The sequence below is a fragment of the Paraburkholderia sp. BR10141 genome, from assembly GCF_056155635.1.
Window position 1 is genome coordinate 144991 of record NZ_JBMIQH010000001.1, and the last position, 24268, is coordinate 169258.

19 protein-coding genes and 1 pseudogene are annotated in these 24268 nt (G+C 65.4%); 8 read left to right on the top strand and 12 right to left on the bottom strand.

The annotated features are described in order from the left end of the window. Positions 1-8 precede the first annotated feature (8 nt). The 5 genes from ACOJB8_RS00715 to ACOJB8_RS00735 all read right to left on the bottom strand — a co-directional run bounded on the left by ACOJB8_RS00715 (position 9) and on the right by ACOJB8_RS00735 (position 8107). The gene (locus ACOJB8_RS00715) at positions 9-845 is read right to left on the bottom strand and encodes a MetQ/NlpA family ABC transporter substrate-binding protein (protein WP_368728005.1); all 837 of its coding nucleotides are present in this window, start codon (positions 843-845) and stop codon (positions 9-11) included. Between the two features lie 202 nt (positions 846-1047). Beyond that, the gene (locus ACOJB8_RS00720) at positions 1048-2616 is read right to left on the bottom strand and encodes an efflux transporter outer membrane subunit (protein WP_368728006.1); all 1569 of its coding nucleotides are present in this window, start codon (positions 2614-2616) and stop codon (positions 1048-1050) included. Between the two features lie 23 nt (positions 2617-2639). After that, a complete protein-coding gene (locus ACOJB8_RS00725) occupies positions 2640-5825 on the bottom strand; it encodes an efflux RND transporter permease subunit (protein WP_342946757.1) in 3186 nt (1061 codons plus the stop codon). Between the two features lie 103 nt (positions 5826-5928). Continuing rightward, on the bottom strand, positions 5929-7146 hold the full coding sequence (locus tag ACOJB8_RS00730; protein WP_069261684.1) for an efflux RND transporter periplasmic adaptor subunit: 1218 nt from the start codon (positions 7144-7146) through the stop codon (positions 5929-5931). Positions 7147-7213: 67 nt separating this feature from the next. After that, positions 7214-8107, bottom strand: coding sequence for an alpha/beta hydrolase (locus tag ACOJB8_RS00735; RefSeq protein ID WP_083245001.1), 894 nt, complete (start codon positions 8105-8107; stop codon positions 7214-7216). 188 nt (positions 8108-8295) lie between these two features. Between ACOJB8_RS00735 and ACOJB8_RS00740 the strand changes: the two genes are divergently transcribed. Together ACOJB8_RS00740 and ACOJB8_RS00745 are read left to right on the top strand one after the other, a co-directional pair. Next, positions 8296-9300: a LysR family transcriptional regulator gene (locus ACOJB8_RS00740; RefSeq protein WP_069261683.1), complete on the top strand. Its 1005-nt coding sequence runs from the start codon at positions 8296-8298 to the stop codon at positions 9298-9300. Between the two features lie 198 nt (positions 9301-9498). Further along, positions 9499-9771: a DUF4148 domain-containing protein gene (locus tag ACOJB8_RS00745; protein ID WP_475010541.1), complete on the top strand. Its 273-nt coding sequence runs from the start codon at positions 9499-9501 to the stop codon at positions 9769-9771. Positions 9772-9973: 202 nt separating this feature from the next. On the opposite strand, the gene ACOJB8_RS00750 is transcribed toward ACOJB8_RS00745, so the two are convergent. The 4 genes from ACOJB8_RS00750 to ACOJB8_RS00765 form a co-directional block, all read right to left on the bottom strand. Further along, on the bottom strand, positions 9974-10879 hold the full coding sequence (locus ACOJB8_RS00750) for a cation diffusion facilitator family transporter (RefSeq protein ID WP_368682510.1): 906 nt from the start codon (positions 10877-10879) through the stop codon (positions 9974-9976). 7 nt (positions 10880-10886) lie between these two features. Beyond that, entirely contained in the window at positions 10887-11954 is a 1068-nt protein-coding gene (gene selD / locus ACOJB8_RS00755; RefSeq protein WP_342946760.1) for a selenide, water dikinase SelD, read from the bottom strand. A gap of 97 nt (positions 11955-12051) precedes the next feature. Beyond that, complete coding sequence (locus tag ACOJB8_RS00760; RefSeq protein WP_475010545.1) at positions 12052-12834, bottom strand: alpha/beta fold hydrolase; 783 nt, start codon at positions 12832-12834, stop codon at positions 12052-12054. Continuing rightward, positions 12831-13865, bottom strand: coding sequence for a M14 family zinc carboxypeptidase (locus ACOJB8_RS00765; protein ID WP_069261679.1), 1035 nt, complete (start codon positions 13863-13865; stop codon positions 12831-12833). Before ACOJB8_RS00765 ends, ACOJB8_RS00760 begins: the two co-directional genes overlap by 4 nt. 388 nt (positions 13866-14253) lie before the next feature. Between ACOJB8_RS00765 and phnC the strand changes: the two genes are divergently transcribed. The 4 genes and pseudogenes from phnC to ACOJB8_RS00785 form a co-directional block, all read left to right on the top strand. Next, positions 14254-15081: a phosphonate ABC transporter ATP-binding protein gene (phnC, locus tag ACOJB8_RS00770; protein ID WP_254316685.1), complete on the top strand. Its 828-nt coding sequence runs from the start codon at positions 14254-14256 to the stop codon at positions 15079-15081. A 58-nt stretch (positions 15082-15139) separates the two neighbouring features. After that, a complete protein-coding gene (phnD, locus tag ACOJB8_RS00775) occupies positions 15140-16126 on the top strand; it encodes a phosphonate ABC transporter substrate-binding protein (RefSeq protein WP_368728009.1) in 987 nt (328 codons plus the stop codon). Continuing rightward, the gene (phnE, locus tag ACOJB8_RS00780) at positions 16126-17016 is read left to right on the top strand and encodes a phosphonate ABC transporter, permease protein PhnE (RefSeq protein ID WP_342946762.1); all 891 of its coding nucleotides are present in this window, start codon (positions 16126-16128) and stop codon (positions 17014-17016) included. Before phnD ends, phnE begins: the two co-directional genes overlap by 1 nt. 128 nt (positions 17017-17144) lie before the next feature. Further along, positions 17145-17249, top strand: a pseudogene (locus tag ACOJB8_RS00785) (EamA family transporter); the annotation flags it as partial. A 28-nt stretch (positions 17250-17277) separates the two neighbouring features. Here ACOJB8_RS00785 and pdxR read toward each other — a convergent pair. Beyond that, a complete protein-coding gene (pdxR, locus tag ACOJB8_RS00790) occupies positions 17278-18915 on the bottom strand; it encodes a MocR-like pyridoxine biosynthesis transcription factor PdxR (RefSeq protein ID WP_475010550.1) in 1638 nt (545 codons plus the stop codon). Positions 18916-19042: 127 nt separating this feature from the next. Between pdxR and gabT the strand changes: the two genes are divergently transcribed. Continuing rightward, positions 19043-20335, top strand: a complete 1293-nt coding sequence (gene gabT / locus ACOJB8_RS00795; RefSeq protein WP_069261675.1) for a 4-aminobutyrate--2-oxoglutarate transaminase — start codon at positions 19043-19045, stop codon at positions 20333-20335. A gap of 115 nt (positions 20336-20450) precedes the next feature. Continuing rightward, on the top strand, positions 20451-21902 hold the full coding sequence (gabD, locus tag ACOJB8_RS00800; protein WP_368605457.1) for an NADP-dependent succinate-semialdehyde dehydrogenase: 1452 nt from the start codon (positions 20451-20453) through the stop codon (positions 21900-21902). Between the two features lie 87 nt (positions 21903-21989). Here the strand turns inward: gabD and ACOJB8_RS00805 are convergent, their stop codons facing one another. Together ACOJB8_RS00805 and pcaF are read right to left on the bottom strand one after the other, a co-directional pair. After that, a complete protein-coding gene (locus ACOJB8_RS00805; protein WP_475010553.1) occupies positions 21990-22607 on the bottom strand; it encodes a hypothetical protein in 618 nt (205 codons plus the stop codon). Positions 22608-22901: 294 nt separating this feature from the next. Then, complete coding sequence (gene pcaF, locus ACOJB8_RS00810; RefSeq protein ID WP_069261673.1) at positions 22902-24104, bottom strand: 3-oxoadipyl-CoA thiolase; 1203 nt, start codon at positions 24102-24104, stop codon at positions 22902-22904. Positions 24105-24268 lie beyond the last annotated feature (164 nt).

Consider the following 24268-nt stretch of genomic DNA (forward strand, 5'->3'; position numbering starts at 1 on the left):
CGCGCGCTTTACCAGGCGACCGCGTAGAGGTTGCCGAAGGCTTTGTCGAGCTCCTTGCGCACGGCCGGCGAATGCTGGTAGATGTCGATGAACTTGCGAATGCGCGGATCGTTCACGCTCTCGGGCCGCACGACGAACTGGATCGCAAACGCCTTGTTCTCGACGCCGTCGAAGAGCAGCGCACTGTTCGGATCGGTAGTGCCCGCGAGCTTGATGAAGCTCGGGTAGCCCTGTGCGAGATCGACGTCGTCGAGCGAGCGCGCGAGTTGCGACGCTTCGAGTTGCACGATCTTGAGGTGTTTGGGATTCGAGACGATGTCGAGCGTCGTGGCGCGATAGTCCACGCCCGGCTTGAGCTTGATGAGGCCCGCGCGCTGCAGCAGCAGGAGGCCGCGGCCGCCGTTCACGGGATCGTTCGCGATCGCGACCGTCGCGCCATCCTTCAGATCTTCGAAGCGTTTCACTTTCTTCGAATACAGGCCGATCTTCATGATCGTGCCCGGCGCGATGGCGACGAACTTGTAGCCGCCCTGCAGTTCGGCGTTTTCCAGAAACGGCTTGTGCTGGAAGTAGTTGGCGTCGATATCCTTGTTCGCCAGCGCGGCGTTGGGCGTGTTCCAGTCGGTGAATTCGATGATCTTCACGTCCACGCCCTCCGCCTTCGCCTCGCGCGCCGCTTCCTGGAGCGCGGGCGTTTGTGGCGTGGTGGCAATGCCGATTTTGAGCGTAGCGGTGTCGGCGTGCGCGTCGAGCGCCGCCGCCGCAAGCGACACGGCGATTGCCGTCAGCAGGCCGAAGCGCTGGAAAAAGGAAGGGCGCCCCACGGCGCGCACGGCACGGATCATCGCGTTCCTCGATGGAAGTTGGACTTCGTTCAGTGAGGAGCGACGCGATGAGGGCCCATCGCGTTGGCTCCAGATGGGTCCAGACGATGATAGGGGGGCGGCGGGGCCGGGTCTACGAAGCGATTGCGCAAAGGAAATCGCCGCCTGCGATATGCACAGGCGGCGAGCGTTGCGGCTAGTTATGCGGGCTGTAAGGCGCGGCTTAGCGCGCCGCGAGCGGCGCCGGCGGAGGCGGCGTAGCGTCGCCGGGCTTCGCGTCGCCCCAGCCGCCGCCGAGCGCGCGGATCAGGTTGACCGTCGCCACGGCCTGCGAGCCCTGCAGATGGCTGGCCTGCAACTGCGACACGAGCACCGTCCGTTCGCTGTCGATCACGTTCAGATAGCTGACCTCGCCTTCCTCGTACTGCGTGCGCGAAAGCTGCGCCGACTGCCGCGAAGCGCTCACCGCGTCGTTCTGCTCGCGGATCTGGTCGTCGAGCAGGCGCAGGTCGGAGAGATTGTCCTCGACCTCGCGGAAGGCCACGAGCACCTGCTGGCGGTATTGCGCAACATCTTCTTCATACTTGCCGCGCGACTGGGCGAGATTCGCCTTGCGCCGGCCGCCGTCGAACAGCGGCAGCGTGAGCGCCGTACCCGCGAGCGGCCCGAGCAGGAACGCGCGGCTCGACCACATGAACAGGTCGCCGAGCGTGGCCGACTCGAAGCCCGCTGCACCCGTGATGTTGAGCTGCGGGAAGAACGCCGACTTCGCGAGCCCCACGCGTGCGTTCGCGGCCGCCATGGCGCGCTCGGCGGCGGCCACGTCGGGGCGGCGCTCCAGCAGCGTGGAGGGCAAACCCGGCGGCACCTGCACGACGACCGGTGCGAGCGGCGTTTCGGGGAACGTGAAGTCCGCGGGCGCCTTGCCGAGCAGGATCGCGAGGCTGTGCTCCGAAGCCGCGCGCTGACGTGCGACGCCCACCGCGTCGGCGCGTGCGCTCGCGAGTTCGTTGCGCGCCTGCGCCACGTCCAGCGCGCTGATGTCGCCTTCCTTGAAGCGGCGATCGACGAGCTTGAGCGCGTCTTCGCGCAGCGACACCGTGCGACGGTACAGATCGACATCGGAGTCGAACTGGCGCAGCTGGAAGTAGTTCTGCGCGACATCGGCCTGCAAGGCGAGCTGCACCGAGAGGAACAGGGCTTCGCTTTGCTGGGCGTCCGCCTGCGCCGCGTGAACGTTCGAACTCACACGGCCGAACAAGTCGACTTCATAGCTTGCCGTAGCCTGTGCGCGCCACAGCGTTTGAGCGGGCACATTGTAATTTTGCGGGTAATACAGCGAAGCCGGCGAGGCGCGCTGATACGTCGGGCCGAAGCCCGCATCGATCGACGGGAACCACGAGGCGCGCGCAGCCTGTGTCACGGCGCGCGCCTGCTGCACGCGCGCGGCCGCCGCCTTGAGGTCCTGGTTCGCTTCCAGCGCCTGCTGCTCGAGCTTGTCGAGTGTCGGGTCGCCGAACACCGTCCACCATTCGCCGCGATGGGTGCCGTCGGCGGGCTGCGCCGGCGTCCACGTGCCCACATCGTGCGGATTCGTGCTCTGCGTTTGCTGCGGCGCTTCCTTGTAGGCCGCGGGCACGGCAGCGTCGGGCACCTTGTAGGTCGGCTCGACCGAGCATGCCGCGAGCCAGGCAAAGAGCGCGACGCTCGCCGCGATTCGTGTGATACGCGCGAGATGCCCGCCTCCCGGCGCGGCATTCGCGCGATAGCGCAAGATGGATTCGTTAGTCATGTTGTTCATTTTCCCTTGTCGCCTTACGCGTCGACCATCGATTGCGGCTTGCGCGCATTGTCCTTCTGCGCGACGTGAATCTTGCCGCCCGCGAGTGTGCGCAGCACCACGTAGAACACCGGCGTCAGCAACAGGCCGAACGCGGTCACGCCGAGCATGCCGAAGAACACGGCCACGCCCATCGCGTGACGCATTTCCGAACCCGCGCCGCTGGAGAGCACGAGCGGCACCACGCCCATGATGAACGCGATGGACGTCATCAAGATCGGGCGCAGACGCAAGCGGCTCGCCTCGATGGCAGCGGTAAGCGGCGTGTGTCCGTCATGCTCCAGCTCGCGCGCAAACTCGACGATCAGAATCGCGTTCTTCGAAGCGAGTCCCACCAGCACCATCAGGCCGATCTGCGTGAAGATGTTGTTGTCGCCCTGCGTGAGCCACACGCCCGTTAGCGCACACAGCACGCTCATCGGCACGATCAGGATCACCGCGAGCGGCAGTGTCAGGCTCTCATAGAGCGCCGCCAGCACGAGGAACACGAGCAGCACGCTGATCGGGAACACCCAGATGCCCGCATTGCCCGCCAGCACCTGCTGGTAGGTGAGGTCGGTCCATTCGAACTTCACGCCGCGCGGCAGCACTTCAGCCGCAATGCGTTCCGCCGCCGCCTGTGCCTGGCCCGACGAATAACCGGGCGCCGGGCCGCCGTTGATGTCGGCCGCGGTGTAGCCGTTGTAGCGCACCACCATCTCGGGGCCGTACGTGGGCGTCACCGTGACGAGCGACGAGAGCGGCACCATCTCGCCCGCGGCGTTGCGCGTCTTCAGTTGCAGAATGTCGTCGGCGCGCTGGCGGAACGGCGCATCGGCCTGCACGCGCACCTGATACACGCGTCCGAAGCGGTTGAAGTCGTTCACGTAGAGCGAACCCAGATAGATCTGCATCGTGTCGAAGACGTCGGTGACCGGCACGCCGAGCTGCTTCGCCTTCGTGCGGTCGAGATCGACGTTCAGCTGCGGTACGTTGATCTGATAGTTCGTGAACGTCGGGCCCAGCTCCGGCGTTTGCGCCGCGCGCTTGACGAAGTCCTGGGTCGCGCGGTTGAGCGCCTCGTAGCCGAGCGCACCATGGTCCTCCAGCTGCAACTTGAAGCCGCCCAGCGTACCGAGGCCGAGCACCGGCGGCGGCGGGAACACGGCGATGAACGAATCCTTGATGCTGGCGTACTGCTGGTTCAGCGCACCCGCAATCGCACCGGCCGACAGCGCCTTGCCCTTGCGTTCCTTGAACGGCTTGAGCGTGACGAACACAATGCCCGCGCTCGAACTATTCGTGAAGCCGTTCACCGACAGGCCGGGGAACGCCACGGCGCTTTCCACGCCGGGCTGTTTGAGCGCAATGGCGCTCATGTCGCGAATCACGTTCTCGGTGCGGTCGAGCGCGGCGCCGTTGGGCAATTGCGCAAACGCGATCAGATACTCCTTGTCCTGCGCGGGCACGAAGCCGCCCGGCACGATACGCGCCATCAGCACCGTGGCGGCGATCAGCACCACGTAGACCGCGAGCATCGCGCCCTTGTGGCGCAGCACGCCGTTCACGCCGCGCCCATAGCTTTCCGAGCCGCGATGAAACACCCGGTTGAAGCGGCGGAAAAAGCCGCCCAGCACGAGGTTCATGCCACGCGTGAGCCAGTCTTCCTTCTCGCCGTGACCACGCAGCAGCAGCGCCGAAAGCGCGGGCGAAAGGGTGAGCGAGTTGAACGCCGAGATCACCGTGGAAATCGCGATGGTCATCGCGAACTGCTTGTAGAACTGGCCCGTGAGACCACTCATGAACGCGAGCGGCACGAACACGGCCACGAGCGTGAGCGCAATGGCGATGATCGGCCCGCTCACTTCCTGCATGGCCTTGTAGGTTGCATCGCGCGCGGATAACCCACTGGCGATATTGCGCTCCACGTTTTCGACGACCACGATCGCGTCGTCAACCACGATGCCGATGGCGAGCACCATCCCGAACAGCGATAGCGCGTTGATCGAGAACCCAAACGCAAGCAGCAAGGAGAACGTCCCGACGATCGAGACCGGCACTGCGATCAACGGAATGATCGAGGCACGCCACGTTTGCAGGAACACGATCACCACGATCACCACGAGCGCGATCGCTTCGAGCAGCGTATGCACGACGGCTTCGATACTGGAGCGCACGAACTGCGTGGGGTCGTAGACAATCTTGTAATCCACGCCCGCGGGCATGTCCTGCTTGAGCTCCTTCATCGCCGCGCGCACCTGGTCCGAAATCGCGAGCGAGTTCGCCCCCGGCGCCTGGTTGATGGCGAGCGCTACGGCCGGCTTGTTGTCGAGCAGCGAACGCAGGCCATATTCGGAGGCCGCCAGTTCGATACGCGCGATATCGCGCAGGTACGTCACGCCGCCATCGGGATTCGTCTTGACGATGATGTTGCCGAACTCGCTTTCCGTGCGCAGACGGCCCTGGGCATTCACGTTGAGCTGGAACGGCGTGCCAGGCACGCTAGGCGAGGCGCCGATCACGCCGGCCGCCACCTGCACGTTCTGCTCGCGAATCGCGTTGACCACGTCGTTCGCGGTGAGATTGCGCTGTGCCACCTTCTGCGGATCGAGCCAGATGCGCATGGCGTAGTCGCCCGAGCCCCACAGCTGCACCTCGCCCACGCCCTGGATGTTCGAGAGTCGGTCCTTCACGTTGAGCAGCGCGTAGTTGCGCAGGTACGTCATGTCGTACCGGTTGTCCGGCGAGATCAGGTGCACCACCATCGTGAGCGTGGGCGAGCTCTTGATGGTCGTGATGCCGAGGCGCTGCACGTCTTCCGGCAGGCGCGGCAGCGCCTGGTTCACGCGGTTCTGCACGAGCTGCGTGGCCTTGTCCGGGTCGGTGCCGAGGCGAAACGTGACCGTGAGCGTGAGATTGCCGTCGCTATTGGCTTGCGACTGCATGTACAGCATGTTCTCGACGCCGTTGATCTGCTCTTCGAGCGGCGCGGCGACGGCCTCGGCGATCACCTTCGGGTTCGCACCCGGATACTGCGCGTGGACCACCACCGAAGGCGGCACGACCTCGGGATACTCGGAGATCGGCAACTGGAACAGCGCGATCACGCCGGCCAGCAGGATCAGCACGGACAGCACGCCCGCGAAGATCGGCCGGTCGATGAAGAATTTCGATATGTTCATGGGTTGCTCTTGTTCATGACGCTCAATTTGACGCGAATCTTGCTGCTTAGTCATCCTGACGGAAGCACAGGCGCAGGCCGCGATCGCCTACGCCCGCCGCTCGTCAGGACGTTTTCGCTGCCTTGGCGCCGGGGTTCGCTGCCGTGCTGGACGAATCGGCGTCGGGGTCGCCATTCATCGGCACCATGTGCGAGCGCACGGCTTCACCGGGGCGCACGCGCTGCGTGCCGTTCACCACCACGTGGTCGCCCGCCTTCAGGCCGCCCAGAATCACGCGCAGGTTGCCCTGCTGGCCGCCCGTTTGCACCGTGCGGTAGGCGATCTTGCCGCTGTTATCGACGACGTAAACAAACTTCTTGTCCTGGTCGGTGCCGATGGCGGCGTCGTCCACGAGCAGCGCCGGGTGCGGGGCGCTGCCGCTCACCTTGATGCGTGCGTAAAGCCCCGGCACCAGCGCGCCGTCGGCGTTGTCGAAGCGCGCGCGCACGCGGATGGTGCCCGACGTGGTGTCGAGACGGTTGTCCACCGACTCGATCGTGCCCGTGCGCGAATAGCCCGATTCGTTCGCCAGACCCAGTTCCACAGGCACCTTCGAGCCGTTCTTCATGTGGCTGATGTAGTCGAGATAGGTCTGCTCGTCGGCGTCGAATTCGGCGTAGATGGGCGAAACGGAAACGAGCGTCGTGAGCGGCGCGGCGCTTGCCCCTGCCGATACGACGTTGCCCACCGTGATCTCGGCGCGCGACACACGTCCGGCAACCGGCGCGACGATGCGCGTGTAACCCAGGTTGATCTGCGCGGCTTCGAGGGCGGCCTGCGCGGCCTTGAGATTCGCGTTCGCTTCGCGCGAGGCGTTCTGCTTCTCGTCGTAATCGCGCTTGGCGATGGCGTTATCGCCAATCAGACGCTGAGCGCGCTCCCAGTCGCTTTGCGCGTAGCCCGTGCGCGCCTGCGCGGCGGCAAGCTGCGCAGCGGCCTGATCGACGGCCGCCTGGTACGGGCGCGGGTCGATCACGAACAGGGTCTCGCCCTGCTTCACGAGCGCGCCGTCACGGAAGTTCACGGAGACGATCGTGCCGGAAACCTGCGGACGTATCTCCACTTTCTCGACGGCGGCCATGCGGCCCGAGTAGGTCTGCCAGTCGGTGATCGTGCGATTGAGCACGGGTGCGACGTCGACCTCGGGTGCAGGCGGCGCTTCAGCGGCAACGGCAGGGTGCGAGTCGAGGCGGATGGCACCGAGGGTGCCGAGGCCCGCGACCACCAGCACGCCAATGACCGCTAGCGCGATACGGGTTCGGGATTGCGAAAAAAGTGACATGTCGGACTCCAGAAATAATGGTTGATGTTCTTCACTGGTTCGGCAGCACCGCCGCAAGGTGCTTCGTCTATGACGCGCCCGCGTCGAAGCAACATTGGAAAAACCGTACGGCTTCGCTGAGCGCGGCCGGATGCGCCGCGAGATTCGCGTGCGAGACGCTCGGGTAGCGCACCACCTGGGTGCGCACGCCCGCGTCGATCAGGCGGCTAGCGTACTTCTCCGCTTCGATGTGCAGCACGTCGTTCTGTGCGGTCACGATGAGCGTGGGCGGCAAGCCGCCAAGACGCAGCGATTCGAGCGGCGCCGCGTACGGATGCATGCGCTGCGTCGCATCGGGCAGATACGCGCGATAACACGCCGCGCATTCGCTTGCGGTGATATCGGAGCCCAGGCGCGCCTCGTCGCCAAGACGCGTGAGGCTCGGATCGAGCATCGGCGCAAACAATGCCTGCGCCGCGAGTTTCACGTCGCCGCGATCGCGGCCCATGAAGGCGAGCACGTTGGCGATCTGGCCGCCCGCGTCGTGGCCCGCCGCGATCACGCGCTTCGGGTTGCCGCCGAACGCGCGGGCCCGCGTAAGCGCCCACAGCGCCGCGCGATGCGCATCTTCGGGGGCGGCGGGAAACGGGTGCCTGGGCGCGAGCGAATACCCGACGCTCACCACGAGCGCTGGTAAGCGTTCTGCGAGAAACCGCCCCACCGCATCCGCTTCCTCGATGGACCCGCGCACAAAGCCGCCGCCGTGGAAATACAGCAACACCGGCAGACCATTCGCGGCTTCGGGACGGTACAGCCGCAGCGGAATCTGCTGGGCGTAGCCTTCGATTGCCACGTCGGTCGTGAGCACCGCGCGCACCTTGCCAGGCTTGGCGGACGCGGTAGCAGGCAAGGCCGCGGGCACTTCGGCCAGCGGCGCTTCCTCCGCGGAGGTCCAAGACGTTGGGCGTTTAAAGACATCCATGTCAAATCGGCGCAATGCGCGAGAGTAGATTCGAATGAGGCGAATTGTGGGTTCGGCAGACTTGCAAATAAATGCCTATAATCCGGCAACACAATTCGGCGCACCTGAACAATCTGTCTCCTCTTTCTGCGCGGGCGTTAGTTTCGAACGCCGCGCGCCGTGCGACCGAAGCTTTTTGGAGAGTGGCAATGGACCGCCTTCAGGCCATGCAGGTGTTCACCCGCGTCGTCGATACCAACAGCTTCACGCGTGCTGCCGAAACGCTCGACATGCCGCGCGCGTCGGTCACGACGATCATTCAGAATCTCGAAGCGTTTCTCGGCGTGCGCCTCATGCACCGCACCACGCGCCGTCTGTCGCTCACGCCCGATGGCGCCGCGTACTACGAGCGCTGCGTGCGCATTCTCGCGGACGTCGAGGAAACGGAAACCACATTCCAGGATCGCAACCGCAAACCGCACGGCAAGCTGCGCATCGACATGCCCGGCTCGATCGGGCGGCTCATCGTGATTCCGTCGCTGTGCGAATTCCACGGGCGCTATCCGGACATCGACCTGCAACTCGGGCTATCCGATCGCCCCGTGGACTTGCTGCAGGAAGGCGTGGACTGCGTGGTGCGCGTGGGTGCGCTGCAGGATTCGTCGCTGGTCGCGCGGCGCATCGGCATTTTCGAAGGCGTGTCGTGCGCGGCGCCGTCGTATCTGGAGCGCCACGGCATGCCGCAGACGCTCGAAGAACTGGCCGAGCATCGCGCCGTGAATTACTTCTCGTCGCGTACGGGGCGCGTGATGGACTGGGCGTTTCTCGTCGACGGCAAGGAAGTGGAGGTCAAGCTCAAGAGCATGGTCTCGGTAAACGACGCGGACGCTTATGTGACCTGCGGCATCGAAGGCTTCGGCCTGATCCAGGGGCCGCGCTACATGGTGCTGCCGCACCTGAAGTCGGGTGCGCTAGTCGAGGTCTTGCCCGATTACAAGCCGCTGCCCATGCCGATTTCGGCCGTCTATCCGCACAGCCGCCATCTGTCACCCAAAGTGCGCGTGTTCGTGGACTGGATCGCCGAGGTGTTCGACCGCTGCCCACTGCTGAGCGGCCGCGCCTCGCTCGACAAGGCCTGCACGATGCGCACGCTCGAAGAGCGCGAAAACGCGCCAGCGCTCGAAACGCCTGTCATTTCGGAATGGGCCGCATAAGCTCAGCGGCGTAACGCCGTCGCGCTGCGCCAACCCTCGAAGCCGCGCCCGCAGAGGCTTTCGCGGGCGCGGCGCAGCGATTGTTCCGGATTTTCGACAATTGCTTTCGCGTTCCGGCCGTTTATCGCAAACGGCTGCGCAACTACATTTGCTCCTGTCGCCGCGACCCACGTGGCACCAGTACAAAAGGAGCAGATCATGAAACGCACTCTCGCAACTGCCATTGGCGCCACGCTCGTCCTCTCGCTCGCCGCAAGCGCCTCGGTCTTCGCCCAGGACAACAGCGCGCCGAAAACCCGCGCTGAAGTGAAGGCGGAAATTGCCGCCGCGTATCGCGACGGCACGCTGCCCTCGCTTAACAAGACGAGCTACCCCGAGCAAAGCCTGATCGGCCGCACGCAAGCGCAACGCATCGCGCTGCAGGAAAGCCGCGCGAACCGCGCCCAGCGCGTCGCGCAGGCGGCCGAATAAGCCCGCAAGACGCACCGGCATTTCGATTGCAAGACAAAAAACGTAGGAGTCCAATATGAATCCGACCGTACCTTCCGAACTCGAGCAGTGGGACAACACCACGCCCGTGTGGACGCCGTTTCGGCATTGAAATGTGAAGCGCGCGTGAAGATGTGACTCGTGTGCAAGGGCCCGGCGGTTTTGCAACCGCCGGGCCCTTGCATTACCGGTTCACGAAATCCGGCTCGAAAAACACCCAGCGCACAAGAGGAAAGCGCGCCTGCAGGTCGGCTTCGATCGCGTTGATCGCCTCGACCATGGTGCGGCTGTGGTCGTACTCGAGCATTTCGCACTGCACCGCCACCATCACCTCCTTGCCCCATTGCAGGGTAATGAGGCTGATGATGCTTTGAATTTCGGGCCGCGCGCGCAGGAACGATTCGATATCGCGCCGCATTTCCGGGCCGGCCGATTCGCCGACGATCATCGACTTCACTTCACGCGCGATAAACCACGCAATCAGCATGAGCAAAATGCCCACGCCGATCGAGCCGCACGCATCCCATACCGGATTGCCCGTGATGACCGTGAGCAGCACGGCGGCGAACGCAATGGCGAGACCCGCCAGCGCCGCGATGTCTTCACCCGCCACGACGAGCAGGTCGGAATCGCGCGTTTCGCGCGCCCAGCGCCACAGCGATTTCGTGGGCGCGCCCTTGCGAATTTCACGCATCGCGCCATAAAGCGAAAACGCTTCGAGCACCACGGAAATGCCGAGCACGACGAGCGCCACATAGACGAATCGCAACGGCTCGCGCGCGATCAGCCGATGCACGCCCTCGTAGACCGAGAACGCGCCGCCCACGAAAAACAGCAGCAGCGCCACGAGCAGCGAATAGAAGTTGATCGCGCGGCCCGTGCCCATGGGATGCAGCGGCGTGGGCGGCTCGCGCGACTGGCGCAGGCCGAACAGCAAAAGCAGTTGATTGCCGCAGTCGGCCGTGGAGTGAATCGCCTCCGCGAACATCGATCCCGAGCCCGTGAACGCCGCGGCAGCGTACTTGCAGACCGCTATGCCGAAGTTCGCAGCGAGCGCGTAGAAGATGGCTTTCGGCGATTCTCCGCTCATACGGTCCTCATGCGACGTCCACGCGCGCCGGGCCTTCGCTCAGTTCGCCGATCACACGAGCGTCGCCAAAGCCTTCCGCGCGGAAGATCGCCAGCACGTCGTCCACGTTTTCCGGCGCGCAGGCCACGAGCAGGCCGCCCGAGGTTTGCGGGTCGGTGAGCAGCGTGCGCGCGCTTTCGGGCAGGCTGGGCGCGAGCGTGACGGCGTCGCCGTACGAGGCCCAGTTGCGGCCCGACGCGCCCGTGTACACGCCGTCGTCGACGAACTTCTGCACGCCCGGCAGCCACGGCAGCTCGGCGTAGTGCACGCGCGCGGTGAGATTCGCGCCGCGCGCGATCTCGAGCGTGTGGCCGAGCAGGCCGAAGCCCGTCACGTCGGTCATGGCGTGCACGCCCGGTAGTTCCGCGAGCGTTGCGCCCGGCTTGTTGAGCAGGGTCGCGGCGGCGACCATCGCCTTGTAGCCCGCGTCGCCGAGTATTTCCTTCTTGAGCGCGGCGGAAAGTACGCCCACGCCGAGCGGCTTGCCGAGCACGAGGACGTCGCCGGCTTTTGCCGATGCGTTGCGCTTCACGCGCGAGGGATGCACGACGCCGAGCGCCGCGAGGCCGTAAATGGGCTCCACGGAGTCGATCGAATGGCCGCCCGCCACGGGAATGCCCGCCGCCGCGCACACATCCTCGCCTCCGCGCAGCACCTGCGCGATCACATCGTGCGGCAGCACGTTGATCGGCATACCCACGAGTGCCAGCGCGAGGATCGGCTTGCCGCCCATGGCGTAGACGTCCGAGAGCGCGTTGGTCGCGGCGATGCGGCCGAAGTCGTACGGATCGTCGACGATCGGCATGAAAAAGTCCGTCGTCGCGACGATGGCCTGCTCGTCGTTGAGCTTGTAGACGGCGGCGTCGTCGGCGGTCTCGGTGCCGACCAGCAGGTTCGGAAACGCGGTGGTGAGCGGGGTGCTGCGGGCGAGCAGCGCAGAAAGCACGCCCGGCGCGATCTTGCAGCCGCAGCCGCCGCCGTGCGAAAGGCTCGTGAGGCGCGGCACGGCGGCGCCAATGGCGGGTTTGTCGTTCATGTCTGGAAATCGTCCTGAAAGTGCCGGATGAGTTTTCGTATTATGGGGCAATCGCCGGACTGGCGATGCGGGCGGCGCGCACACGCCGCGGCACCGCTCAGCCGCGCCCGGCGGCCTGGTCCGCCGCGTTCCCGGCGACGTCGCCCGCGTGGAGCGTATCGACGAGCCATTGCGGATCGTCGTGCGGCAGGTCGTGCCCCGCCCACGGATGCGCCACGTGCGGCGCGCCCCAGGCCCGCGCGAGCCGCGCGGAGCAAACGGGGTTCACGAGCCGGTCGCCGCGCGACGACACCACCAGCACCGCGCAGCGCGGCACCGCGCGCGCCTTGAAGCGCGCGGCGGCGGCCAGCTGGCGCAGCGCGTTCGCGCGGCTCACTTGGGCGCTCGCGCGGATCGCGCGCCACGTTTCGAGGTCGGCAGCGAGCGTGTCGCGGCGCGCGCAGGTGAGCCCGTAGATCAGCGTCTCGGCAATGCCGCCGGTGTCGCGGCCATCCCAATGCTGCGCCACGCGCACGAGGGCGGCCCACGCCGACGGCCGCAAGCGCTCGGCCACGCGGCTGAACGGCCGCATGCTCGTGTTCACGAGCACGAGCCGCCCAATTTCGTCGGGGTAGCGCAGCGCCCACGCCGTCGCCACCATGCCGCCCAGCGACATCGCCAGCACGCGGTATGGCTGGCGCGCCCCGTACCGCAGCGCCTGGGCGCGCAGCGTGTCCACGTAGTCGTCCACCGCGAGCGGCGAGCGTTCGTGCACCGCCGTGCCGTTGCCCGGCAGGTCGATGGGCAGCACGCCGTCACGGGCCGCAAGCAGCGTGGCGAACGCGCCCCAGTGGCGCGATTCGCGCGTGAGGCCGCGCAGCAGGATCCACGGTTCGCTCATGTGCCCGGCTTGCGATACCAGTGCCCGATCGCGCTTTTCAGCACCTCATCGCGGATCACACCCTCGGGCAACCAGCGCTGCGAGGAATACGCGGCGCGCGTGAGGAACTCGAACAGATTCGCGTGGCGCCGCAACACACGCGCGGTGCGATGCTGCAAGAGCGGATTGAACATGCCCTGGCGCGAAAAGATCTGACGCGGGTTCTTCTTGATCCACAACCACGAGCCCAATTCGAGCGTGAGCGGCAGGAAGATGTTGCTGTCGGGCGCGCGATCGTATGCGCAATCCCACAAGTCGCCGTGCAGCAAATACTGGTGACTCTGCGGCTCGAAGGTGTAGCCGTGATGCGGATGCGCGCGCTCGAACATCGTCTTGAGTACGTACATTTCGGGCAGATGGCGGATGAGACGGCGCGTACGTGCGTATGGAAACCAGATGCTGTCGGTCCAGCCGTAACCGGAATGGCAGTCGAGCGCGAAGGAAAGCGGGCGCCGCGTGAGTTCTTCGTCGACGATCTTCAGGAGCGCCTGCGCCTCGATCTCCATGGCCGCGCCGCGCCGCCCCCGATACCACGGCAGCCACGAGCCGACGCGCTGGCCGCCCGCAAGAAAGGGCACGCGCTCGTCGGCGTCCTGCGGCGCGTTGCGCATGAGGTCGACGCCGTTCGGATTTGCACGCGTGGCGAGCCACATGCCGCCGGGATTGAGAATCGGCGCGAAGACGATGCGCACGGACTCGAGTTGGCGCAGGAGCAGTTCGTCCCAGGCGAGACGCCCCACGAGCGCGCGCATGTAGTCGAGCACGAGCTGCGAGCCAATGCGCTCGAGCCCATGGATGCCCCCGAAAAAACCAATGCCGGGTGCGGCCGGATCGCGCGAGCCGATGGCCGCCACGTAGAGAGGAAACGTGCGGCCGCGCACCTCGACTTCGCCCTCGCTGCGAATGTCGAGCCAGCGTGCGCCGGCATCGAGGATCATCTTGAGATCCTCGTATTCCTCGAAGCTATCGGGTAGGAAGCTCAGTGCCTGCATATGGCGCCGGGTTTCGTCGCTTGTTTGGATGGGGCCGCCTAGGTGGGGCCGCCCAGGTAGGGCCGCCCAGGTAGGGCCGCCCAGGTCGCGCCGCCGCGTGCGGCCGCTTTGTCTACAACTGGCCTTCCGAGTGCCACCTCTGTCGACAATGAGTCAGCAATAAGTCAGTAAAACCAGGGACAGCACGTACGTTGCCCATCAATATAGCCGCTTCCCGCGGTATTGAGCGTGACAGATGTTTGGCGTCATGTCCCTGTCACATCCCTCGCGATTTTTTCGCGGCTAGAAGGCCGCAAGACATGTAGTCGTCTAGACGTCGCGACACCTTCACTCAACCGTCACAGTCCCTTCCTAGAATGAGCCCTCGACTACACAGCGACGGATTGTTATGGACGCCATACGCATCGAACGCCTCTCGAAAAGCTTCGACAGCGGCCGCAAGGCACTCGACGAAATCAACCTGCGCGTAGGCGTTGGCGAAATGGTCGCGCTGATCGGCGCATCGGGCTCGGGCAAATCGACCCTGCTCCGCCATATTGCGGGCTTCACGGCTTCCGACCCGCAGCCTTCGCGCATCGAGATTCTTGGTCGTCCTATTCAGCAGGACGGCCGCATCGTGCGCGAAGTGCGCCGCATTCGCCGCGACATCGGCTTCGTGTTTCAGCAGTTCAATCTCGTGCATCGCCTCACGGTCGAAACGAATGTGCTGATCGGCGCGCTGTCGCGGCTGCCGCTCTGGCGACGCCTCACGGGCCGCTTTCCGCGCGCCGAGCGCGAGCTGATGCTGGCCGCGCTCGGCGAGGTCGGCATCGCGCACAAGGCCGCCGAGCGCGCTTCGAACCTCTCGGGCGGCCAGCAGCAGCGCGCGGCGCTCGCCCGCGCACTCGTGCAGCGCGCGCGCCTGATTCTCGCCGACGAACCCATCGCTTCGCTCGACCCCGCATCGTCGCGCCGCGTGATGGACATGATGCGCATGCTCAATCGCGATCACGGCTTGACGGTGGTCGTCTCGCTGCATCAGGTGGATATCGCCATGGAGTACTGCCCGCGCACGATCGCGCTGCGCGACGGGCGCGTGGTGTACGACGGCGCATCGTCGGCGCTCACGCCCGCCCTGCTGCAACAGCTTTATGGCAACGCCGCGCGCGAGTTGCTCGAACCCGATGCTGCGCCGTCCGCGGCAACGCGCTTCGGCGCGCAGCCTCGCGCAGCCTGATCGCGCAACCCAACCCTTTTCCAACCCGCAACGTTTTTACTCACCACGGACCGCCCCAATGAACCTGTTCCGCTCCATGCTCTCCTGGTGCGCCGCCGGCGCCGTCGCGTTTGCCTCGCTCGGCAGCGCGGCCGCTCACGCGGAAGATCTCAGCTTCGGCATCATCTCGACCGACTCGTCGGCGGTGCTCAAGCAACGCTGGCAACCGTTCATCGACGACCTGAACAAGCAGACCGGCCTGCATGTGAATGCGTTCTTTGCTACGGACTACTCGGGCATCATCGAAGCCATGCGCTTCAACAAGGTGCAGATCGGCTACTTCGGCAACGCTTCGGCCATGGAAGCCGTGGACCGCTCGAATGGCGAGATCTTCGCGAAGGTGCTCTACGCGAACGGCGATGCCGGCTACAAGTCGGTGCTCATCACCAACGTGAACAGCCGTGTGAAGTCGATCGACGATGTGTTCAAGAATACGAAGGATCTGACGCTCGGCTGGGGCGACCCCAATTCGACTTCGGGCACGCTGATTCCGGGCTATTACCTCTTCGCGAAGCACGGCGTTTCGGTGAACGCGACGAACTTCAAGACCGTGCTGCCTTCGAGCCACGAAGCGAACCTGCTCGCCGTGGTGAACAACAAGGTGGACATCGCCACCAACAACACCATCGAGCTTTCCACGCTGCAACAGAAGCACCCGGACCGCTTTGCCCAGGTGCGCGTGCTGTGGACCTCGCCGCTCATTCCGTCCGATCCGCTCGTGTTTCGCAAGGATCTGCCTGAGGCCACCAAGCAGAAGCTGCGCGACTTCTTCTACCACTACGCCAAGACCGATCCGCGCGAGCAGAAGATCATGGCCGATATCACCGGCTACGCAGGCTTCGCGCCCGCCACCGACGCGCAGCTCCTGCCGATCCGCCAGGTCGCGCTGTTCCAGCAGAAAGAGAAGATCGCCGCCGACACGCATCTCTCCGACGACGACCGCAAGAGCCAGATCGCGGCCATCGACGCGAAGATCGGCGCGCTCGCCGCACCTGCGAAGCAGTAATGGGCGCGATGGATTTCGACAGCTCACGCGCCGTGCCGCAGGCAGAAGTCGCAAGGCCCGCTGCCGGGCCGGCGGCGACGCCGAACGTCGCCGCCGCGCCGCAAGCGGCCGCCCTAGCGGCGCGCGGCCTCACAGGCAAGCGCAGCTGGTCCTCGCTCGCGCTTTGGGCCATCGTGTTCGTGCTCCTCGGCGTGGCGTGGCGCGGCGCCGACATGCGCCCGCTCGACCTCTTCTCCGACTCCGCGAATATGAGCACGTTCGCGCGCGGCTTCTTCCCGCCGGACTTTACGGAATGGCGCACGTATGCCCAGGAGATGTGGGTCACGATCGCGGTGGCGCTGTGGGGCACGGCACTCGCCATCGTCTGCGCAGTGCCGTTCGGGCTCATGTCGGCGCACAATCTCGCGCCCGCGTGGGTGCTGCATCCCGTGCGCCGTTTGATGGACGCGTGCCGCGCCATCAACGAGATGGTATTCGCGATGCTCTTCATCGTGGCCGTGGGCCTCGGGCCGTTCGCCGGTGTGCTCGCCTTGTGGGTGCACACGACAGGCGTGCTCGCGAAGCTCTTTGCGGAAGCGGTGGAAGCCATCGACCCACGCCCCGTGGAAGGCGTGCGCGCGACGGGCGCCTCGCCGCTCGACGAGATCGTCTACGGCGTGCTGCCCCAGGTCATGCCGCTGTGGATCTCGTATGCGCTCTACCGCTTCGAGTCGAATGTGCGCTCGGCGATGGTGGTGGGCATGGTGGGCGCGGGCGGCATCGGCGTCGTGCTGTATGAGGAAATCCGCTCGTTCGATTATCAGCAGACCAGCGCCGTGCTCATCATGGTGATCGTCGTGGTCACGGCCATCGACCTGATCTCCGCAAGACTGCGTGCGCGCGTGATCTGACGCGCTCCCTCGAAAGCCGCGCGAGCCGAATAGAAACACAACGACGGCTCGTGCGGCTTTTCCCTATTTCTGGCGGCCAGACGCGTTCGCTGGAATGATCACACGATTGCGGCCGCAACGGCACGCGCTTCGCCGTGCTGATCGGCTGGCTCTTCATGAACGAGAAGCTCACGGCGCGCCGCATGGTGGCTTGCGCGCTCGTGATCTGCGGGGCGGTGCTGATCCGGCTGTGATTGGCCTGCGCCGCAGCGACCGCTTCGCTCATACGAACGCGGGCAACGTCGTATCGATCGCCTCGGCAAGCGTGTCGAACGCCGGTGCAATCTCCTCGTCGGGCACGCAGGCGTAGCCGATCAGCAAGCCCGGGTTCGCGCGCTCGCGCGACGAGTAATACCCCGAAAGCGGCCGCACCACGATATTGCGCGCGAGCGCGGCTTCGGCCACGGTGCGGTCGTCGCTGCCTTCGGGCAACTGCATCACGACGTGCAGGCCCGCGTCGCCGCCCATCGCGGGCAACGCGTCGCCGTAGCGGCGCGCAACGGCGTCCAGCAGCACCTGGCGGCGCTGGCCGTAAAGCGCGCGCATCTTGCGGATGTGCGAGGTGAAATGGCCTTCGGCGATGAACTCTGCGAGCACAGCCTGCTGCAGCAATTGCCCCTCGCGATACAGCTCGGCGCTCGCGGTCGCGAAGCTTTCCGCCAGCGCTTCCGGCGCAACGAGATAACCCACGCGCAGGCCCGGAAACAGCGTCTTGCCGAAGCTGCCCACGTAGATCACCTGCCCCGCCGTATCGAGCCCCTGCAACGACGCAAGCGGGCGGCTGCCGTAACGGAACTCGCTGTCGTAGTCGTCCTCGATGATCCAGCACTGATGCTGGCGCGCGTACTCGAGCAACATGCGCCGGCGTGCGAGGCTCATCACCATGCCGAGCGGGTACTGGTGCGAAGGCGTGACGAGCATGAGCCGCGGCGGCGGCGCGGCGAAGTCGCCCGCCGACGGGTTGAGCCCTTCGCTGTCCACGGCGATCGGCCGCGTGTTGAGGCCCGAGACATGCAGCACGCTGCGTACGCCCCAGTAGCACGGGTCTTCGGTCCAGATGGTGTCGCCGGGATCGGAGAGCAGACGCACGGCCAGGTCGATGGACTGATGAATACCCGTCGTGATGATGATCTGCTCCGGCGAGCAGCGCACCGAGCGCGAGGTGCGCAGGTAGTCGGCCAGTACGTGGCGCAGCAGCGCGAGGCCGCCGCCGGGTGCGTAGGTCAGCAGGTCCGGGCGCAGACTGCGCCAGTACTTGTTGTGCAGACGCGTCCATACGCGCGCCGGGAAGCGTGAGACATCGGGCACGCCGGGCATGAACGCGCCGCCCTGGCGCTTCGAGACGCCCGCGCTGGTAATCAGGCGCGTGCCGCGTGCCGAGAGGGCGCGCGCCGTGGACCGTTGCGTCTGAGTGGCGGCTTCCATTCCGCTTGTCGATGCGGCTCCGGGCGCCGCCGCGGCAAGCGCGTCCGTGCCCTTTGCGCTCTGGCTGTTAGTTGCGACTTTCCCCGCAGGTAGCGCGGCTCCTGAAGCGCCTCCATTTGTCCGCGTCTGCATGGAGCCAATTTCAGTCGCCCCCACGATTTCGTCGGGTGACGTGTCCGCCACGAAGGTGCCGCGCCCAGTCGCCGATGTGACATAGCCTTCGAGCACCAATTGTTCGTAGACCTGCGTCACGGTATTGCGTGCAATTCCCAGCTCGGCCGCCAGTAGCCGCGACGACGGCACCCGCGCCCCTGCCGGCAGTTCGCGCGAGAGGATCGCCTGCTGCAGCAGCTTGTGCAGTTGCCGGTACACCGGCTGGGCGCTTCCGCGGTCGAGCCGTTGCGCCAGCCAATCGGACAGAACACTCGCACGCATCGAAATTGGCTCCTAAAGATTGCACTGAATGGCTCTGAAATTTAGAGCCAAACGTGAGTATAGTCGCGACATGGACTGCTTGCCGGTCCGCCAACCAACTTCAGAACTGACACCGATTCCACAGGAGATGAACGTGAGCAAGAACGCCGATCTGCAAAGCCGCAAGAACGCCATTACCCCGCGCGGCGTGGGGGTGATGTGCGACTTCTACGCCGAGCGCGCCGAAAACGCCGAGCTGTGGGACGTGGAAGGCCGCCGCTTCATCGACTTTGCCGCCGGTATCGCCGTGTGCAACACGGGCCACCGCCATCCGAAGATCGTCGCCGCCATCAAGGCGCAGCTCGACCAGTTCACGCACACGGCCTACCAGATCGTGCCGTACGAGTCGTACGTCTCGCTGGCCGAAAAGGTCGCCCAGCGCGCGCCGGGCAGCTTCGCCAAGAAGGCCGCCTTCTTCACGACGGGCGCCGAAGCCGTCGAAAACGCCGTCAAGATCGCACGTGCCCATACGGGCCGTCCGGGCGTGATCGCCTTCGCGGGCGGCTTCCACGGCCGCACGATGATGGGCATGGCGCTCACGGGCAAGGTCGCCCCTTACAAGCTCGCGTTCGGCCCGTTCCCGGCCGACGTGTACCACGCCCCCTACCCGAACTCGGTCCACGGCATCAGCACGGCCGACTCGCTCAAGCACATCGAGATGCTGTTCAAGGCCGACATCGATCCGAAGCGCGTCGCCGCGATCATCTTCGAACCAGTGCAGGGCGAAGGGGGCTTCTATCAGGCGCCGGCCGATTTCGTGCGCGGGCTGCGCAAGATCTGCGACACGCACGGCATCCTGCTGATCGCCGACGAAGTGCAAACGGGCTTCGCGCGCACCGGCAAGCTGTTCGCGATGGAACACTACGACGTCACGCCGGACCTCATGACGATCGCCAAGAGCCTGGCAGGCGGCATGCCCCTCTCGGGCGTGGTGGGCCGCGCGGAAGTGATGGACGCGGCGGCGCCTGGCGGCCTCGGCGGCACGTACGCGGGCAACCCGCTGGCTGTGGCATCGGCGCACGCGGTGATCGAGATCATCGAAGAGGAAAAGCTCTGCGAGCGTGCCACGAAGCTCGGCGACAAGCTCAAGGCCAGACTCAACGCGATGAAGGCCGACGTGCCGCAGATCGCCGACGTGCGCGGCCCCGGCGCGATGAACGCGGTTGAGTTCTGCAAACCGGGCACGAGCGAAGCCGACGCCGACTTCACGAAGCGCGTGCAAACGGCAGCCCTGAATCGCGGTCTGCTGCTGCTCGTTTGCGGTGTGTATTCGAACGTCGTGCGTTTCCTGTTCCCGCTGACGATCCAGGACGCCGTGTTCGACGAAGCGCTCGCGATCCTCGAAGAGTCTGTCAAGGAAGCCGTGGGCGTGCCGGCGTAAGCCTCCACCACATGCTGGCCCGCGAGCAGCGGGCCATCCGCGAAACGGCACACCGGCGCTTGCCGCTGTGCCGTTCGTCGTTCTAAATGAATCGAAGTCAGTCCGGAGTGCAAGCATGAATCTGAAAGACGCATCGCTGCTGCAAACCAGCGCCTTTATCAACGGCGAATGGCAAGGCGCCGAAGACGGCGCTACGTTCGAAGTCAAGAACCCCGCCACCGGCGCGGTGATCGGCACGGTGCCGCGCATGGGCGCCGCCGAAACGCGCCGCGCGATTTCCGCCGCGAACGCCGCATGGCCCGCATGGCGCGCGAAGACCGCGAAGGAGCGCAGTGTCATCCTGCGCAAATGGCACGACCTGATGATGGAAAACGCCGACGACCTCGCGCTCATCCTCACCACGGAACAAGGCAAGCCGCTCGCCGAGGCGAAGGGCGAGATCGGCTATGCCGCGTCGTTCCTCGAATGGTTCGCGGAGGAAGGCAAGCGTATTTATGGCGACACGATCCCCACGCCCGCCAACGACAAGCGCATCGTCGTGACGAAGGAACCCGTGGGCGTGTGCGCCGCGATCACGCCGTGGAATTTCCCCGCCGCGATGATCACCCGCAAGGTCGGCCCCGCACTCGCGGCAGGCTGCCCGATCGTGCTCAAGCCCGCCGAAGCCACGCCGTTCTCGGCGCTCGCGCTGGCCGTGCTGGCCGAGCGTGCGGGCGTCCCGCGCGGCGTGTTCAGCGTCGTGACGGGCGACCCGAAGGCGATCGGCGGCGAGCTCACGAGCAACCCGACCGTGCGCAAGCTCTCCTTCACGGGCTCGACGCCGGTTGGCCGCCTGCTCATGAGCCAGTGCGCCTCGACGGTCAAGAAGGTCTCGCTGGAACTGGGCGGCAACGCGCCGTTCATCGTGTTCGAAGACGCCGATCTCGATGCGGCCGTCGCTGGCGCCATCGCCTCGAAGTATCGCAACAGCGGCCAGACCTGCGTATGCACGAACCGCTTCTACGTGCACGACGCCGTGTACGACGCGTTCGCGGCCAAACTGCGCGACGCGGTGGAAAAACTCAAGGTCGGCCTCGGCACGGAGGCCGGCGTGACGCAAGGCCCGCTCATCAACGAAGCGGCCGTGCTGAAGGTGGAATCGCATATCGAAGATGCGCTCGCGAAAGGCGCTCAGGTGACCACGGGCGGCAAGCGCCACGCACTCGGCCACGGCTTTTTCGAGCCGACCATCCTCACCGGCGTCACGCCCGCGATGAAGGTCGCGCGCGACGAAACCTTCGGGCCGCTCGCACCGCTGTTCCGCTTCTCGTCCGATGACGAAGTGATCAGGATGGCGAATGATACCGAATTCGGTCTCGCCGCTTACTTCTACAGCCGCGACATCGGCCGCGTGTGGCGCGTGGCCGAAGCGCTCGAATACGGCATGGTGGGCATCAACACCGGCCTGATCTCGAACGAAGTCGCGCCGTTTGGCGGCGTGAAGCAGTCAGGCCTCGGCCGCGAAGGCTCGCACTACGGCGTGGACGACTACGTGGTGATCAAGTACATGTGCATGGCAGGCATGTAACGACCAGCGAAAACGGGCGCATTCCGAGGCGCCCGTTCGGATCGCAAAAGGAAGCCGGCGCCGCAATGCGCCGGCTTTTTTACGTGCTTACTGCGTGGCGGCAACCGGCGTCACCTGCGTCGCATAAGCGGAAACGAACACGGCGTGAACCGTGTCGCCGACCTTCAGGGTCTTGAGGTCGATATCGGGGGTGGCTTGCAGCGTGACGGTCTGATAAGCGCCGCGCAGCGTCACTTCGCGCTTCTTCGCGTTGATGTGCTGCACCGTGGCCTGGACTTCGACCTGGCGCGCGGCGTCGTAGCCCGACGACGCGGGCAGATAGACATTCGTATCCACACGCTTGCGAATACCCTTGTCCTTTCCCGTTACTTTGTCGGCCGTCATGAGGAGCGCGTTCTTGTAGAGCGCGTCGACAGTGTCGCCCACGTGTAGCTGGTCGAAGTTGCTGACCTGCGGGCTAAGCGCGATATCGACGTCATTGCCGCGCGGCCCGCGCAACGTGACGACGCGCGCAGCGCGATCGATGCCGACGATCTTCGCGTGGATATGCACCGGCTCCGCGTTGGCAATCGCTTGCTGCGCCGCGCTGGCGAGCGCGCTTTGCCCCTGCGGCGCCGAAGCCGCCGCGTCGTTTAGCGCAAACGCCCCCTGCGAGAGGCCAACGCCCACCACCCATGCCGCCGCCAGAATCGCTGCCTTCGTCATTCACATTCTCCTCGTCAAACGGGTTTGAAATGATTGCCGTATTCGCATCGGCGTGTGGTGCCGAAGTGCGGCCGATTCTACGCGCGGCTTTTAGAACGCGGACGTTGCCTGCCCGGAAGCGGGTCAACTTACCGCAACCCAATACGGCTAATTGCCGAGGGGTTTGCTGAGGCTCAAATTCCCCTGCGATTACGTGGTGAAATGGATCGCGCAATTGTTGCGTAGCGCGAAATTTCTAACGAAAAAGCCGCGGATCAAATCGACCCGCGGCTTTCAATTCAGGGCGACGAAAAATCAGACGCGCTCGATAGCGATCGCAATCCCCTGCCCCACGCCGATACACATCGTGCAAAGCGCAAAGCGCCCTTGCGTGCGATGGAGCTGATACGTGGCGGTCGTCACGAGACGTGCGCCGCTCATCCCGAGCGGGTGCCCAAGCGCGATCGCGCCGCCATTCGGGTTGACGCGAGGATCATCATCGGCGACGCCGAGCATGCGCAGCACGGCGAGGCCTTGCGAAGCAAACGCTTCGTTCAACTCGATCACATCGAACTGGTCGATGGTCATGTTCAGACGCGCGAGGAGCTTCTGCGTAGCGGGCGCGGGACCGATACCCATCACGCGCGGCGCGACGCCAGCCGTTGCGATACCGAGCACGCGCGCACGCGGCACGAGGCCGAAACGCTTCGCGTTTTCCTCGTTGGCGAGGAGCAGCGCGCAAGCGCCGTCATTCACGCCCGAAGCATTGCCTGCCGTCACCGAGCCATCCGGGCGCACGACGCCCTTGAGCTTGGCCAGCGCTTCGAGGCTCGTTTCACGCGGATGCTCGTCGCGCGAGAAAACAATCGGATCACCCTTCTTCTGGGCAATCGTCACCGCGACGATCTCCTGCGCAAGCGTGCCATCCGCCTGTGCGCGAGCCGCCTTCTGCTGGCTGCGAACCGCGAACGCATCCTGATCGGCGCGGCTCACGTTGTAGTCGACGGCGACGTTTTCGCCCGTTTCCGGCATCGAATCCACACCGTACTGCTGCTTCATCAGCGGATTGACGAAGCGCCAGCCAATCGTCGTGTCGTAAATCGCGGCGTCGCGAGCGAAGGCACTCGTCGACTTGCCCATGACGAACGGCGCGCGGCTCATGCTTTCCACACCGCCCGCAATCATCAGCCCCGTTTCGCCCGACTTGAGCGCGCGCGCGGCAATGCCCACGGCGTCCATGCCGGAGCCGCACAGGCGGTTCACCGTCGAGCCCGGCACGGCCTGCGGCAAGCCCGCCAGCAGCGAGGACATGCGCGCGACGTTACGGTTGTCCTCGCCCGCCTGGTTCGCGCAGCCGTAGATGACGTCATCGATCGCCGTCCAGTCCACGTCCTTGTTGCGCTCCATCAGCGCCTTGAGCGGCACGGCGCCGAGGTCGTCGGCGCGAACCTGGGCAAGGGCGCCCGCGTAGCGGCCGATAGGTGTGCGAACCGCGTCGCAGATGAATGCTTCCGTCATGTGAGTCTCCTTTCGATCGCACGCACTTGATGCGATCCCATGCAAAGATGATTGAGATTGACGGACTGCGCGGGCGAAAATGGGAGATCGAGCGCGCACGTCCTCGTGCGATTTGTTCGAGTGTCGAACCGATGATCGTTGATCGAACAATTTGACGGCCATAA